The 14,614-nt window shown below is 48.0% G+C and carries 16 protein-coding genes; 13 read left to right on the forward strand and 3 right to left on the reverse strand.

The annotated features are described in order from the left end of the window. Positions 1-4: 4 nt before the first annotated feature. Complete coding sequence (gene spoIVB / locus AN963_RS05305) at positions 5-1,345, forward strand: SpoIVB peptidase (RefSeq protein ID WP_055743486.1); 1,341 nt, start codon at positions 5-7, stop codon at positions 1,343-1,345. Between the two features lie 269 nt (positions 1,346-1,614). Next, positions 1,615-2,403 (forward strand): sporulation transcription factor Spo0A, encoded by a 789-nt coding sequence (gene spo0A / locus AN963_RS05310; RefSeq protein WP_055743487.1) that lies wholly within the window; start codon positions 1,615-1,617, stop codon positions 2,401-2,403. Between the two features lie 315 nt (positions 2,404-2,718). On the opposite strand, the gene AN963_RS05315 is transcribed toward spo0A, so the two are convergent. Beyond that, on the reverse strand, positions 2,719-3,360 hold the full coding sequence (locus AN963_RS05315) for a hypothetical protein (protein ID WP_055743488.1): 642 nt from the start codon (positions 3,358-3,360) through the stop codon (positions 2,719-2,721). Positions 3,361-3,802: 442 nt separating this feature from the next. On the opposite strand from AN963_RS05315, the gene AN963_RS05320 reads away from it, so the two are divergent. Further along, on the forward strand, positions 3,803-4,369 hold the full coding sequence (locus AN963_RS05320; protein WP_055743489.1) for a beta-class carbonic anhydrase: 567 nt from the start codon (positions 3,803-3,805) through the stop codon (positions 4,367-4,369). A 3-nt stretch (positions 4,370-4,372) separates the two neighbouring features. Continuing rightward, complete coding sequence (locus AN963_RS05325) at positions 4,373-5,236, forward strand: metallophosphoesterase (protein WP_055743490.1); 864 nt, start codon at positions 4,373-4,375, stop codon at positions 5,234-5,236. On the opposite strand, the gene AN963_RS05330 is transcribed toward AN963_RS05325, so the two are convergent. Beyond that, positions 5,233-6,099, reverse strand: a complete 867-nt coding sequence (locus tag AN963_RS05330; protein ID WP_055743491.1) for a LysR family transcriptional regulator — start codon at positions 6,097-6,099, stop codon at positions 5,233-5,235. The genes AN963_RS05325 and AN963_RS05330 overlap by 4 nt on opposite strands. Before the next feature lie 99 nt (positions 6,100-6,198). Between AN963_RS05330 and AN963_RS05335 the strand changes: the two genes are divergently transcribed. From AN963_RS05335 to AN963_RS05370, 8 genes are all read left to right on the forward strand, one after another. Then, a complete protein-coding gene (locus AN963_RS05335; protein ID WP_055743492.1) occupies positions 6,199-6,993 on the forward strand; it encodes a class I SAM-dependent methyltransferase in 795 nt (264 codons plus the stop codon). Between the two features lies 1 nt (position 6,994). Continuing rightward, complete coding sequence (locus AN963_RS05340) at positions 6,995-7,369, forward strand: VOC family protein (protein ID WP_055743493.1); 375 nt, start codon at positions 6,995-6,997, stop codon at positions 7,367-7,369. Between the two features lies 1 nt (position 7,370). Next, positions 7,371-8,147, forward strand: a complete 777-nt coding sequence (locus AN963_RS05345) for a class I SAM-dependent methyltransferase (RefSeq protein WP_055743494.1) — start codon at positions 7,371-7,373, stop codon at positions 8,145-8,147. Between the two features lie 147 nt (positions 8,148-8,294). Further along, positions 8,295-8,474 carry a DUF2759 family protein gene (locus AN963_RS05350; protein WP_055743495.1) on the forward strand — a complete coding sequence of 60 codons (180 nt, stop codon included), beginning with the start codon at positions 8,295-8,297 and terminating at the stop codon, positions 8,472-8,474. A 98-nt stretch (positions 8,475-8,572) separates the two neighbouring features. Next, positions 8,573-9,757 carry a putative cytokinetic ring protein SteA gene (steA, locus tag AN963_RS05355; RefSeq protein ID WP_152985604.1) on the forward strand — a complete coding sequence of 395 codons (1,185 nt, stop codon included), beginning with the start codon at positions 8,573-8,575 and terminating at the stop codon, positions 9,755-9,757. An 11-nt stretch (positions 9,758-9,768) separates the two neighbouring features. Further along, entirely contained in the window at positions 9,769-10,326 is a 558-nt protein-coding gene (locus AN963_RS05360; RefSeq protein ID WP_055743496.1) for a copper transporter, read from the forward strand. Then, positions 10,313-11,008, forward strand: coding sequence for a glycosyltransferase family 2 protein (locus tag AN963_RS05365; RefSeq protein WP_055743497.1), 696 nt, complete (start codon positions 10,313-10,315; stop codon positions 11,006-11,008). The genes AN963_RS05360 and AN963_RS05365 overlap by 14 nt, the downstream gene beginning before the upstream one ends. After that, complete coding sequence (locus AN963_RS05370; protein ID WP_055743498.1) at positions 10,987-11,874, forward strand: hypothetical protein; 888 nt, start codon at positions 10,987-10,989, stop codon at positions 11,872-11,874. The genes AN963_RS05365 and AN963_RS05370 overlap by 22 nt, the downstream gene beginning before the upstream one ends. 27 nt (positions 11,875-11,901) lie before the next feature. Here AN963_RS05370 and AN963_RS05375 read toward each other — a convergent pair whose 3' ends face one another. Continuing rightward, positions 11,902-12,162 (reverse strand): DUF2627 domain-containing protein, encoded by a 261-nt coding sequence (locus AN963_RS05375; RefSeq protein ID WP_055744459.1) that lies wholly within the window; start codon positions 12,160-12,162, stop codon positions 11,902-11,904. 172 nt (positions 12,163-12,334) lie between these two features. On the opposite strand from AN963_RS05375, the gene AN963_RS05380 reads away from it, so the two are divergent. Then, positions 12,335-14,401 (forward strand): sigma 54-interacting transcriptional regulator, encoded by a 2,067-nt coding sequence (locus AN963_RS05380; protein WP_055743499.1) that lies wholly within the window; start codon positions 12,335-12,337, stop codon positions 14,399-14,401. Positions 14,402-14,614 lie beyond the last annotated feature (213 nt).

A 14,614-nucleotide genomic window follows, 5' to 3' on the forward strand; every position in this document is an offset into this window, starting at 1 on the left:
GCTGGTGATCCGACAGAACAAAAGAAAATGGATGGGAAGTTTCCTTCTCCTCATCACGGCCCTTGTCGTGAGTTCCACCCCGTTCCGCGGTCTGTCATCCTTTCCCCATGAATTGCGCATGATGGAAGGGTCCCTCGAACAGTTGCGCGTCTCCGTGCCAGTAATGGGCACTCTTGTCAACAGCAACCCCGACATTTTGCACGTCAATGGGACAGAGGCGCGTGAAGTGTCCGTTGATTTGAGCAAGCCAATGTCTGTCGAGCCACGACGGGCAGGTGAAGCCCAACTGCAGGTGAAATGGCGAAACATCCCGCTGACGGCTGTCAAAGTAAATGTTTTGCCCGACCTGCGTCTATATCCAGGTGGTCAATCCATTGGCGTCAAGCTGCAAACAGCTGGTGTGCTCGTTGTCGGTCATCATCTGGTGGACGATGGTAAGACCAAGTTCTCGCCTGGCGAGCAATCTGGGGTACACGTGGGAGACATGATTGTCAAAATGAATGATCTGTACATTAACGACATGAATGATGTAAAACGCATGATTAATGAGGCCGGAAAGAAAAATCATCCGGTTCAACTCCTCGTAGTACGCGGAAAAGAAAAGCTGAATCTCACGTTGCAACCCGCAAAGGACAAAAAAGACAACGAGTACCGAATGGGTTTGTACATTCGTGATTCTGCAGCAGGGGTAGGCACACTCACCTTTTATGATCCCCATTCCAAAGCATATGGTGCATTGGGACACGTGATTTCCGACGTCGATACGGGTCAGGCGATTGTCGTCGGAGATGGGCAGATCGTACAAGCCAGCGTGACTTCCATTGAGAAAGGCCAGAGTGGAAACCCGGGAGAAAAGTTTGCTCGCTTTTACAACGAGAGCGAAGTGCTGGGGAACATCACGAAAAACACGCCATTCGGCATTTTTGGCAAAATGAAGGACGAGCCCAAGCGTAGCTTTTATGAAGAGCCATTGCCAGTAGCGCTGGCCGAACAAGTAGAAGAAGGACCCGCCAAAATATTGACTGTGGTGAATGGGCAAAAAGTTGAGGAATTCGATATTGAGATCGCCAATGTCATCAAGCAACACTTTCCTGCCACAAAAGGCATGATTATTAAAGTGACGGACAAACGTCTCCTGGAAAAAACGGGAGGGATTGTTCAGGGAATGAGCGGTAGCCCCATCATTCAAAAAGGGAAGATCGTTGGGGCCGTCACACATGTATTCGTCAACGACCCAACATCCGGTTATGGTTGTTATATTGAATGGATGCTACAGGATGCCGGGGTGAATATCCGCAATGCTCCCGAATCGCAAACGCAATCTCCTACGGACAAAGCAGCTTAATTACAAAGAGACGAGCCGTCACGCAACGAAGCGAGACGGCTTTTTTCTTTATTCGAGTCGAGATGGTACCGACACTATGGCAAATGCGCGTATTCTTTGTCGAAATATCAGTTATATCATTCAATCTTTCGTCATAGGCAGGAAAGGATTTCGGTTTGTCGAATTAGTTTAGAAGTGAAAAGAATGGCTTGGACTGATCCTTTTAGATTATAGACCTCTAAGATGCCACCTTCTTTCCAAAAGACCGTCCATTGTTAGGAGGAACGACTTTGAGCAAGATTGAAGTGTTGTTGGCAGATGATAACCGCGAATTTGTAAACCTGTTAGAAGAGTACATTAGTAGCCAGTATGACATGAATGTCATCGGCGTGGCGTACAACGGTAACGAGGTAGTCAGACTGCTCCAAGAACGTGTGCCCGATGTTCTGATTTTGGATATTATTATGCCTCATTTAGATGGATTGGCTGTATTGGAACAGATTCAGGCAATGCGTCTATCTCCACAACCCAAAATTATTATGTTGACTGCGTTTGGACAGGAAGAAATCACAAAAAAAGCGGTTGAACTGGGTGCTGCCTACTACATCCTCAAACCGTTTGACATGGAAGTGCTGGCACAACGTATTCGCCAAATGATTACGACCAAAGCATCTTCTAATTTTGTCACTTCGGTAAAGCAACAAGCTCCTCTGGCAGTGAGAGGACGCAATCTGGATGCCAGCATTACCAGCATCATTCATGAGATTGGTGTTCCAGCTCATATCAAGGGTTATTTGTATTTGCGTGAGGCCATTACGATGGTGTACAACGACGTGGAGCTGCTTGGCTCAATTACAAAAGTCCTGTACCCAGATATCGCGAAAAAGTTCAATACGACAGCCAGCCGCGTAGAACGTGCCATTCGCCATGCCATCGAGGTAGCCTGGTCCCGCGGTAATCTGGACTCCATCTCTAGTTTGTTTGGGTATACGATTTCGAATACCAAGGCGAAGCCGACCAACAGCGAGTTCATCGCCATGGTGGCGGACAAGCTGCGGATTGAGGCGAAGATTAGTTAAATGGGGCTTCGGGAAGTGGAAGCGGATACGAGCCAAAACATTTATGGCTATTATCATACGAAAATACCGTTTTCATGTTGAAAAACTTTTGAATAGCAATCCAACTAATACCGCTTGTTTATTGGTTCCACAAGACCAATGAAGGAGTGGTATTTTTTGACCGATTTTGAATTTCAACTGGATCTTGAAGCTGTTTGGGAAGTATTTGCAGGAGAATAACCAGATTAAAGTAAAATTAAGAAAATATGTAATTTGAAGTATTTTGATCAATTACGAGGCTTAATAGGGGATTGATAAAACGTCAGCAAGTTTGTACTAACTAACTCGAGTACCTCTCCATGGATTGCTATTGCTTGGTTCACTTTCTCCTTTACCGTACATTCCTGTAAAAGAATTTCTATCAGGGGAAAACTCAAATATGAACTTACCTTCAACTGAAGTATCATTCCATCTTCCAGTCAATGTGTTATGACTAAGAATGCCCTTGAGTGTGCCGTTGTGATAAGTATAGGTCCCTGTAACAAGGTACCCTGACTGAGATAAGGTCATTGTGCCAAAATCTGTCTTCCACGTACCTGTTAATGGCTTTGGACATTCTACATAGTCAATATAATCATAATATTCCGTGTTAATCCAACCTCCTGCAATTGTTCCTACTACCGGATCATTCTGAATTCCTGTTGGCCAAAACCAGATGGCCCCACCACTTTTAAAAGTAACAGAGACCCATTTATTTAAACACTGCGTAGGGAAAAGTTGAGGTCCACAAGTAGTTAAGCTAGTTTCACCAGTTTTAACAAATTCAGTAGAATTTATTTCACTAGTTTTAATATATACATATAACCTTTTCTGGCTTAACTGTGTCGCATCAGTAATTTTAATACTATGTCGAACTCTGTAAGTTGTAGTTGCTATTGCCCACGTATTCATACAACTTGGTGGGATACTATTTATCATACGAAAGCACTCCCTCACATTTTGATGTGAACAGTCTATGCGACAGTTCATTTGTGGTTACATAAAACGTTTAGGACGCATATTGGAGCTCATCCCGATTCTGTTCTTCTGGTTGTTCAATCGTTTTGGCTGGTTTTTCTACTTGTTGATCGTCAATGTGTTTTACTCAGATGGTTGTTCACGACGATATGGAATTTTAAGAAATCTACCGTTATTCCATATATCTGGATCTCATTGTTTTGGACAATCATCTATGCAACCAGCTGCACTCACCTAGGTTTAATCATGTATCGTGCACGGTTGATTCCTTGGCAGAGAACGGGTGTTATTGCATGAAAAGGGATAGGGGATTCTGGCTAAATGTTTTTCAAACAGTTGAACCATCCGGATAACCATGTAAAATAGAGGAGAAACTAATCTAAGTGAGGCAGGTGTGTAATGGATGCATAACCTTGATGAGATTCTCGCCTATAACCGTCAATTTGTTGCCAATAAAGAATACGAAAAATACCACACAACCAAATTTCCAGATAAACGCTTGGTTGTACTCTCTTGCATGGATACGCGCTTAGAAGAGCTCCTTCCGAAAGCGATGAATATGAGAAATGGCGACATCAAGCACGTGAAAAGTGCAGGAGCCATTGTTTCTCATCCATTTGGTAGTATCATGCGCAGTATTTTGGTGGCCATCTATGAGCTCAATGCGGCAGAAGTCATGGTCGTCGGACACTACGACTGTGGGATGAGTGCCATGGATAGCAGCCGTACGATGACGAAAATGATGGAGCAGGGTGTATCCGCACAAACGTTCTCGACGCTACAGCATGCGGGAATCAATCTGAACCAATGGCTGCGTGGATTTGATTGCGTAGACGATAGTGTAAAGAACAGCGTGGAGACGATCAAAAATCATCCTCTCCTGCCTGAAAGTGTAGCCGTACATGGTTTGTTGATCGATCCGGTAACGGGCAAACTCGATGTTGTAGTCAACGGATACGAAAATAGGTAATCGATGGGAGATCCAAAAATTACGACGATCTCTCGCAAGTCATTTCTTCATAAAATGTTGAAAATAGCAGGCCGACTGGTCGGTCTTGGTGTGGTTGGCGGCTTGTATAGCTATGGTTGGGAACGACAGTGGATAGAAGTGACGCGTGTCCCTATTAATCTGCCGGGCATGCCCGAAGCTTTTCGCGGAACGAAACTCGTCCATTTCAGTGACCTGCATCTGGGGCATTACTGTGAGCCCAAGGACGTCCAGCATGTCGTTAATCTGATTATGCTGGAACGGCCTGATCTGATCTGCTTTACGGGTGATCTAGTGGACGAGAGCACCCGCTACTTATCTGCCATCGTCCCAATACTTCAACAATTGCAAGCTCCACTCGGTAAATTCGCGGTGCTGGGAAACCATGACTACCGCCTACAGGAGCAAAATGTTGTGCGAAGCAAGTTAACCAGTAGTGGTTTTGAGGTCATGGACAACCGGCACCTCCGTCTGGACAAACAAGGGAGCTCGTTGTACATAGCGGGAATCGATGATGCTTTGTTCGGTGTACCTGACGTGTCACGGGCTGTCTCTGAGATTCCAGCAGGTGAGACTGTGATTCTTCTGGCACACGAGCCGGATTTCGCAGATGAAGCAGCCGCCTTTCCTGTTCATCTGCAATTGTCCGGGCACAGCCATGGAGGGCAAGTCCGAATTCCTCTGATGGGCCCTGTTTTGACTCCCAAGCTGTCACAGAAGTACGTGCAAGGGTTGTATGGAGTGAACAATAGTCAACTGCAGGTTTATACGACGAGAGGAATTGGGACGACGATCCTGCCGATCCGCTTCTTTTGCAGACCAGAAGTGACGGTGCTTACCTTACGTTAATAGGCTTCTTTGATCCATTGGACGAATTGCTGAAAAGCTTCGTCCTTTTTTTGGGGATGCAGGTAGGCGATTAATGTCGGACGAAGCAGTTGTCCATCTGCGATATCGTGGGCGACAAGTGTTCCCGCAGATAGCTCTTCGCGGATGGTCCGCTCCGGTAGCATCGTAATGCCCAATTGCTGCTCCACCATTTTTTTGACGGCGCTAAAGCTGTCTAATTCCATGATGACATTGGGAAAGACACCGTTTTGAGCGAGAAAATGGTCGATGCGTTGGCGATACGGTGCAGTATGATTACCAAAGAGGACCATTTCCGCGGTTCCCCATTCAGGAAAACCCGGAAAACCATTTGCCCAAGGGTGATTGGGGGCAGTGACCAATAGGATGCGATCACTTGGCAAAAATTCTTGATAAATATGTGGATGATACATTTCGCTCCCGAGAAAAGCGATATCAGCCGTTCCAGTTAATAAAGCACTTAGAGATTCTTCGTATAAGGTCGAACGGACGTAACAGGTGAATTGTGGATGTCCTTGACGATATTGCCCGATTAGGCGGGGGAGCTCATAGGCGATAAATGCCTTCCCAGCTACGATGTTCATGGATTGACGCTGCTCTTTTTTCTCGGTAAAGGCACGCATTTGTTCGACGATGTTGGCTGCGATGGGTAGCAAGCGGCGACCTTCCGCCGTGAGAGAGACACCAGAAGCGGTTCGCACAAACAAGGTGGTTGCAATTTGGCGCTCTAACTGCTTCAGGCGATGCGTAACGGTCGACTGAGCGAGAAATAAGGCCTGCGCCGCTCGATTAATCGACCCGTGGCGAGCGATAGTCAAAAACACTTCGAGACTTTCTTTATCCATATGCGAAACTCCTTAACGATATTGTCGATACCTCGTTAGCAACATTCTATAACAAGGCAGGCGATATTTGGAATAAGATAGTTTTAGGAGGTGTTCTTCATGGTAAAAAAAGATGAAGTAAAAAAGGCGGTTCAAGAACAATTCGGAAGAAACGCCGAACAGTATGTCCAAAGTCAGTCACACGCGAAAGGTGATGATTTGGACCTGTTAGTGGACTGGATGCAACCACAAAGCAATTGGACCGTCCTCGACATTGCAACAGGCGGGGGACATGTAGCGCGCAAATTATCTTCCCATGTGGAGCTTGTAGTAGCAACGGATTTGACCCGCCCCATGCTCGAGGCGGCGAGCCGTGCGAATCGGATAGCGGAAGCAGAGCATATCCTTTACGTGCAGGCCGATGCGGAAGGTCTTCCTTTTCTTGATGAGTCTTTTGACGCTGTGACTTGTCGAATTGCTGCTCATCATTTTCCCGATCCAGAAGCTTTTATCGGTGAAGTGAGTCGTGTTTTGCGGCCAGGGGGAAACTTCTTACTCATTGATAATGTTGCACCAGACGATTCTGACCTTGCTGAATTTATGAATCAGATCGAAAAGCTGCGTGATCCAAGCCATGTACGCTGTCTATCTGCGAGCGAATGGCGTAGTCTGATGGATAGGCATGGGTTAGTCGGCAGGATGCAGCGGCACCGAACCAAGAAATTTGGATTCCCGCAATGGGTGAAGCGTACCTCGGAGTCGGAGCAACAAGAGCAAACGGTCGAAAACGCTTTGTTACTTGCGACAGACAAACAAAAAGACTATCTGGATATGAAAATAGAAAATGGCAGGGTGCTTACTCATCAGATTGAGGAGTGGATGGTGCTCTGCACGAAAACGAGAGGGGATCAGTAACATGAGCTACGCATTTGAGTGGGTAGGTATCGATCATGTCCAATTGGCGGCACCCGCTGGTTGCGAAGAGGAAGCACGCCGATTCTTTGGAGATCTACTGGGAATGACAGAAGTGCCGAAGCCTGAGAAACTAAAAGTGCGCGGAGGTGTCTGGTTTCAATGTGGTCCACAAATGATCCACATCGGTGTCGAGTCAGCTTTTCAGCCAGCCAAGAAAGCCCATCCAGCTTTTTTGGTTCACCAGATTGAACGTTTGATGGGCCACCTGCAGGAGAAAGGTATCTCGATCCGAATTGATGATGAAATCCCTGGATTGATCCGATTTTTTACGGAAGATCCATTCGGCAATCGACTGGAATTTATGGAGGCGAAATAAAATGGGCATCGATTTTCACGCGGAAGAGAATCAGAGCTCGTACATAGGCCGAACTGCAGACGAAACCTGGCGTAAAGCCATGCGTACTATTGTCGATCCACAAGGGAAAAAAGTGATGGACATCGGATGTGGCGGAGGAATCTACTGCAAAGCCTGGGTGGAGATGGGCGCTGAATCAGTCATCGGTGCTGATTTTTCCGAGGTCATGCTAAAAGCTGCTTGGGACAATTGCCATGAGGACAGGCGAATTTCTTTTATCCGCAGAGCTGCTCACGCCACAGGACTACCAGCTGGCAGTACGGACATTGTCTTTGCTCGTGCTTTGATCCATCATTTACCTGAGTTAGATCCTTTTTTTGAAGAAGCTTATCGTTTGCTGGCGCCGGGTGGAATCTGCATCATTCAAGACCGAACGATGACGGATGTCCTCATGCCTGCTTCTCCTACTCATTTCCGTGGGTATTTCTTGGAACAATTTCCACAGCTTCTGGTCAAAGAGTCGAGAAGGAGACCAGAGGATGGAGTCGTTCAAGAAACGATGCAAAAAAATGGTTTTGTCCAGATTAGTGCCCGCGGGTTTTGGGAAGTGCGTCGTACGTACGATCAATGGGCGGACTTGGAAGCAGACTTGCTCGCTCGTACAGGACGTTCGATCTTGCACGAGCTCTCCGATAAGGAATTGCGGCAGCTCGTTACGCGAATCGGGGAAAAGGTTTCGGATCAACAAATAATCGAGGAACAGGACCACTGGACAATTTGGATAGGAGTAAAGGCTTGAGGCATACTAGAAAGGCAATCATCGGTCTAATTGTGAAATCGTTTGTCACAAATTTGGATATGCTTGTTTCATAATTGGCAAAGCTATATAATGGAATTGCCATTGTATTCCGGTTCGTGTCATCTTGGTAAAGGAGTTGTCGTACTTATGAAAGTGATTTTGTTTGATTTCCTCATGTTTATTTTCACCTTCTTCATCGCTTGGGGCTGTATCAGTTCATTTAAAGCGAAAAACAAGTTTGCTATCGGCTTTGGCGTCGTATCCTTGGTGGTATTCCTTTTTGCCGATGGTCTGATCATTTACTACGCAACGAAAGCGGCAGCGTAGTACATATGTAACTTGAGTGTCTGAAGAGAGGTTGCGTACTTTACGCAGCCTCTTTTTCGTATTCTGGCGCATGTCGCGAGGAAATTTTTAGCATACTAATGGCGGAGGTGGAACAGGTGATCAAGCGAAAAAAACCTGATGTCTTTTCGTGTACAGCAGTCATCATGGCGGATCGCAAGACCAAACAACTGTGCAAAAAACTCCACTCCGACCACATCGCACTCATTGATCATGCAGATGTCGATGAAATGGCCGCCAGATCTTTGCTGGAAGCGGGTGTACAGGTCGTCATCAACTTGTCTTCCTACATGACGGGACATTATCCGGCAGAAGGAGCTCGCAGACTTTTGATGGACGGAATTAGCCTGTATGAAGTACCTGCCAACCTGTATGATGCACAATTCATAGAACGACTAAATGGTTGCCTGGCGTCGATTGAAGACAATCAGTTGACAGTATACACCAAGCAGGGAGACAAACAACTCATTCCTTTGCAGATCGTTACGGCGGAATATATTCAAGCGAAGTGGCAGGAGGCAAATGACTCGCTTGATGAGACGCTCTCTCGCTTTATCGACAATACTCTTCAGTATGCTAGTCGGGAAAAGGATCTTTTCCTAAAGCCGTTGTATCCACTATCATTGCGCACGAAAATGGATAATCGGCATGTCGTGGTAGTCGTCCGCGGGAAGCATTACCGGGAGGATCTGCAGACGCTTCATGCTTACATACGTGAGTATCGCCCGGTGTTGATTGGGGTGGATGGCGGTGCAGATGCATTGATGCATGCCGGGTACATCCCAGATTTGATTGTGGGAGACATGGACAGTGTTTCCGACAAAGCCCTGCAATGCGGAGCGGAGATTGTTGTTCATGCATTTGCGAATGGTCGTGCGCCCGGACAAGTTCGAATGAATCACCTAGGGGTGTCCTATCACTTGCTGCCGGCACCGGGTACAAGTGAAGATGTGGCGATGCTCTTGGCTTACGAGGAGAACGCACAGCTGATCGTAACGATCGGAACGCATACGAATATGATCGATTTTCTAGAAAAAGGGCGCAAAGGAATGGCGAGCACGCTTTTGGTCCGAACCAAGATCGGGACGAAGTTGATCGATGCCAAGGGAGTCAATCAGCTTTATCAGCCGAGGTGGTCGTGGAAACTATGGGGGTGGTGCTTGGCAGCCATGCTGACACCCATCGGAGCAGCACTCGTGATCAATCCGGTAGCCCGTCACGCTGCGCAAATGCTCTGGACACAATGGCGCATTTGGGCATTTTAGGAGGCGGCTGTATGATTCACTTTCGATATCACCTGCTATCACTCACGGCTGTCTTCTTTGCATTGGGTGTTGGGATTCTTCTTGGAGGAATGGCTGGGCATTCCTGGTTTACAGTGGGAGAGCAGGAAGTCCTCGCGAAGATGGAGGCCAAATACGATCGAGCTCTAAAAAGCAATAATGAGCTCAAGCAACAGATGAACCGTTTGCTCATGGAAGTGGAGCGCAGCAATGAAGAAGTCATTCACCTCATGGCGATGCGTTATTCTCACGATTTGTCAGGCAGTAAGGTGTTTGTCTGGAACCAGCCCGATCTAAAGCTGGCACCTATCAAACAGCTACTACAATCCGTAGGAGTCGATGTACTGCCTTATCAGGAAGGTGCTACGGTAGAAAATGGTCTACTTCTTGTGTTTGCCCATGAGGAGCCAGAGTGGGTATCAGGATTGCCTGCACCGCGTCGCTGGCTGCGGATCGAACAAGTGCCTGACTCACCTGCAAAACAGTGGGCGCTACTGGACAAAGTACAAAAATTGTTGACCGAAATGAGGTTGGAACATGAAAAAAGTTAGCGTGGTCATTCCAGCCTACAATGAAGTTGATGCAATTGGTGCTACACTTCGTGCCATCCGGGAACGATTTTTCTGTCAGGAGTTGATCGTTGTAGATGATGGCAGTGTAGACGGGACGGGTGAACTGGCGAAAAAATGGGCGGATCTCGTCGTTCAATTTCCTGTGAATCGTGGGAAGGGAACTGCTTTGCAGACAGGCTGGCAGCTCGCAAAAGGTGACGTCGTGATGCTCCTCGATGGAGATCTTCGCGAAAGTGCAGCGGAGGCAGCTCATTTACTTTCCCCAGTCCTGGATGGAGCGTGTGATATGGCGGTGGCTGTGCTGCCTCCACCTCGGACAAAAGCAGGGATGGGTTTGGCAAAAGGACTGGCGCACCACGGAATCCGAATGCTGACAGGGTTTGAGACCGCAGCTCCGTTATCTGGACAGCGAGCAATGCGTCGCGAAATTTTGCAGCAGATGGGCAAGCTCGACAAAGGCTTTGGGGTAGAGGTAGGGTTGACTGTCGATGCACTGCGGGCAGGGTATCGCGTGATGGAAGTTCCCGTATTGTTTTCACACCGAGAGACCGGAAATGATTGGTCCGGATATTGCCATAGGGGGAAAGAATTCGTTGCGATCAGCCGAACGCTTTGTCGCAAATGGTGGGAGGGACACAGATGGAGTCGCAATGGCTTGTAGCATCAGCGATCGGGCTGGGAATCCCCGTGTTGGTGCATCGTTCTCTTCTTTCATTTGTCCTGAATAAATTGCGCGAACGCGGGATGCATCGGGTTAACTACCGTGGGATCGAAGTCATGACGGCGGGAGGAGTTATGCTCGTCAGTTCCTCTATCCTGGCTTTGCTCGGGATGCTTGTCTATGTTGGAGCAATGACGAAAGAGATTTCCGCGTGGAAGGAAGGGATTCTACTCGGGGCGGGCATGATTGCTGTTGCTTTTTGGGGATGGCAGGACGATTGCGTCACAGATCAGCAGACCAAAGGCTTTCGCGGTCATTTTGGGACGCTGTGGAGGGAGGGAAGAATGACCAGTGGCATGTGGAAAGTGTGGGGAGGAGGTAGTACCGCAGTCGTCATAGCACTGGCGCTGGGGCCTGCCTCTTTGTGGACGTGGATCATTGCGGCGAGTTTGTTGGCGATCTCACCGAATGTACTCAATTTATTTGATTTACGTCCGGCGCGTGCTATGAAAGTGTTTTGGCTGCTCTTGGTCATAGCCATGGTAATCGGATATTACTCACAAGGATTGGAGAGCAGTTACAGGCACGGAATCTGGCAGCTACCTGTTATGATGTCGACGTGCTTGTTTTTCCGTCACGATGCCGGAGGGCGTATCATGCTGGGAGATACGGGAGCCAATGCGCTAGGATTTTGTGTGGGATATCTGTTCGTTCTCGGAACACCAGTGATCGCGCAGGCGGTTATTTTGCTCCTGTTCATCGGTTTGCACATTTTAGCCGAATTCATTTCTATAACCGCGCTAATTGAACGGTTCCGTTGGTTGGAGCGCATCGACAGATGGGGTAGATCAGCAGAGCTCGAATAGAAGAACCAGGCTGACATCCTGCCTGGTCTACTCGTCTTCGTCTGGCTCCGGGATCATGAAGCGTGGTTGTACCCGATTTTTTTTTCGTTCATGGTGCAAAATGAACCCAGCGATAAACAGAACGGGGATGGCAAAGCACAGAACGCCCATAATGAGCTTTCCCCATAAAAAGCCAACTTCAGAGGAAACGGAATAAAAGAACGCATCTCGGATCAGTTTGATTCCGTACATGGCGATTGCAGCCGGAATCACCATGATCAGAAGTGCGATCACTTTCTGAACGATCAAGGGTGTTTCACACCTTTCTATCTCATCCCATTCATCATAGCGAATGCAATCCAGCTTGTCCATAAGTGACCTGCACACGAGCGAGCGCACGCTAGGCAACTACGCCTGTCCAACCCTGAACCATTGGAGTACAATGGTAACGAGTATGATTGTTAAAAGTGAGGGGGCACACATGCACAAGCTGCTCATCGTTGGTGCCGGACGTGGTGGAACTGCACTCCTGCGTATGTTGAATCAAATGGAACGCATCGAGATCGTTGCCGTCGTCGACCATCGACCTGACGCCCCAGGTCTCGAGCTGGCACGCTCCTTTGGTATTAAGACGGATATCGATTACCGCCCTTATCTGAATGTCGATCTCGACGTCATCCTGGAAGCGACTGGGGATTTGGGTGAGTACAAGCATCTGCGCCATCTCAAGCAGGACAAGACTGTGCTTATCCCGGGTACTTTTACCCGCATCGTGATGAAGCTGATACGAGAAAGAGACAAGCTGATCGCTGTCATGATGCAAAGCGGACGGGAAAGAGAAACGATGCTTGATTCCACGCATGATGCGATCATCGGAGTGAATCGGCAAGGGATCATCACACTGTTTAACAAGGCAGCAGAGCGTTTGATGGGCATCGAAGCAAGCGAAGTGTTGGATACAAAAGTAACGGAACGTATACCCAACACTCGGTTACATATCGTATTAGAGACAGGCTCTCCAGAATTGAATCAAGAGCAGATATTGCCCAATCAGACACGTATTATTACAAACCGCGTCCCCGTGCGAAATGAGCGGGGAGAAGTAGTAGGTGCTGTCGCGATCTTTCGGGACATAACTGAAATTATGGCACTCGCGGAAGAAGTAACGGATTTAAAAGAGCTGCAAAGCATGCTTCAAGCCATCATCGACTCATCGGATGAAGCGATTTCGGTGGTAGACAAGAACGGGAACGGCTTGTTGATCAATCCTGCATATACGAGGCTCACAGGTCTATCCCCCGACGACATTATCGGAAAGCCTGCCACCGTTGATATTTCCGAAGGCGAAAGCATGCATATGCAAGTATTAAAAACGAAGAAGCCTGTCCGCGGTGTGCCAATGAAGCTCGGACCTAAACGGAAGGACGTCGTCGTAAATGTAGCGCCGGTCATGGTTGATGGTGAACTAAAGGGGAGCGTCGGAGTCATTCACGATGTGTCCGAGTTCAAGCGCTTGACCGAAGAGCTGGAAAAAGCACGCCGCATTATTCGCACGCTGGAGGCGAAATATAGCTTTGCAGACATTATTGGGTATAGCGAGCCTATGCGTGCGGCGATTGAGCAAGCCCAAAAAGCAGCTTTGACACCGGCGACAGTTTTGCTGAGGGGAGAGTCGGGTACAGGGAAGGAACTGTTTGCCCACGCGATCCACAATGCGAGCGAACGCAAATACAATCAGTTTATCCGCGTCAATTGCGCTGCTATTTCGGAGAGCTTGCTGGAGAGCGAGCTTTTTGGCTACGAAGAAGGAGCGTTTACCGGGGCCCGCAGGGGAGGCAAGCGTGGACTCTTTGAAGAAGCGAGCGGCGGTACTATCTTTTTGGACGAAATTGGTGAGCTTTCTATGAGCATGCAAGTCATGCTTCTTCGTGTCTTGCAAGAACGGGAAGTCGTTCGTGTCGGCGGTACCAAACCGATCGCGATCGATGTGCGAGTCATCACTGCGACACATGTGAATTTGGAATCTGCGATCAGCGCTGGGAAGTTTCGTGAGGACCTGTACTACCGCCTCCATGTCGTTCCCATTCAAATTCCTCCGCTCAGACAGCGTTTGGAGGATATCAAACCGTTATCGATGCACCTCTTACGGAAGTACAACCTGGAATATGGGCGAAACGTCGAAGAAATTGACGAGCAGGCACTGCAGCTTCTGCTTTCCTATCATTGGCCAGGAAACGTACGGGAGCTGGAAAATGTGCTGGGTAGAGCGATGATCCATATGCGGATAAATGAACGCATCATCTTGCCAGAGTATTTGCCACCCTTGGATCGCAGGCTCGCTGCAACAGGGACCGATACACGGACCAGCACGAGTTCCACGGGTAAAACCTTGAAGGAAGCCGTAGAAGAAGCCGAACGCCAGCATATATTGCAGGAGCTCTCGGCGGCTGGTGGTAATCGGACCTTGGCAGCAAAACGCTTGGACATCTCTATTCGCAGTCTTTACTACAAGCTGGAGAAGCTAGGGATGATGGAAGATCATAGCTAATTGGACGTATGTGCAATTTTTTGCATGCATCCTTTTGCGCAAGCATGCAAGAAATTGCATGCTTAACGATGGACAAAACGATCCATAACCAGCTAAATAAAGCGCTTTCAAAACAAGTGCAGTGATTGGCACGACTTTTGCATTAAGCTCATGACGGGGGAATAATCCAGATGGAGCCCATGTTCAACATCTAGGAGCAACCATGCGAACAAC

This window comes from Brevibacillus choshinensis, from assembly GCF_001420695.1.
GTDB classification, from domain to species: Bacteria; Bacillota; Bacilli; order Brevibacillales; family Brevibacillaceae; genus Brevibacillus; species Brevibacillus choshinensis.

What these genes read in the sequence shown, in the direction of transcription:
- AN963_RS05320 (WP_055743489.1), top strand. Translation starts at nt 3,803, where the DNA reads ATGCATAACCTTGATGAGATTCTCGCCTATAACCGTCAATTTGTTGCC.
- AN963_RS05360 (WP_055743496.1), top strand. Translation starts at nt 9,769, where the DNA reads ATGATTCACTTTCGATATCACCTGCTATCACTCACGGCTGTCTTCTTT.
- AN963_RS05315 (WP_055743488.1), bottom strand. Translation starts at nt 3,360, where the DNA reads ATGATAAATAGTATCCCACCAAGTTGTATGAATACGTGGGCAATAGCA.
- AN963_RS05380 (WP_055743499.1), top strand. Translation starts at nt 12,335, where the DNA reads ATGCACAAGCTGCTCATCGTTGGTGCCGGACGTGGTGGAACTGCACTC.
- AN963_RS05365 (WP_055743497.1), top strand. Translation starts at nt 10,313, where the DNA reads ATGAAAAAAGTTAGCGTGGTCATTCCAGCCTACAATGAAGTTGATGCA.
- AN963_RS05335 (WP_055743492.1), top strand. Translation starts at nt 6,199, where the DNA reads ATGGTAAAAAAAGATGAAGTAAAAAAGGCGGTTCAAGAACAATTCGGA.
- AN963_RS05370 (WP_055743498.1), top strand. Translation starts at nt 10,987, where the DNA reads ATGGAGTCGCAATGGCTTGTAGCATCAGCGATCGGGCTGGGAATCCCC.
- AN963_RS05330 (WP_055743491.1), bottom strand. Translation starts at nt 6,099, where the DNA reads ATGGATAAAGAAAGTCTCGAAGTGTTTTTGACTATCGCTCGCCACGGG.
- AN963_RS05340 (WP_055743493.1), top strand. Translation starts at nt 6,995, where the DNA reads ATGAGCTACGCATTTGAGTGGGTAGGTATCGATCATGTCCAATTGGCG.
- AN963_RS05350 (WP_055743495.1), top strand. Translation starts at nt 8,295, where the DNA reads ATGAAAGTGATTTTGTTTGATTTCCTCATGTTTATTTTCACCTTCTTC.
- AN963_RS05325 (WP_055743490.1), top strand. Translation starts at nt 4,373, where the DNA reads ATGGGAGATCCAAAAATTACGACGATCTCTCGCAAGTCATTTCTTCAT.
- AN963_RS05345 (WP_055743494.1), top strand. Translation starts at nt 7,371, where the DNA reads ATGGGCATCGATTTTCACGCGGAAGAGAATCAGAGCTCGTACATAGGC.
- steA (WP_152985604.1), top strand. Translation starts at nt 8,573, where the DNA reads ATGGCGGAGGTGGAACAGGTGATCAAGCGAAAAAAACCTGATGTCTTT.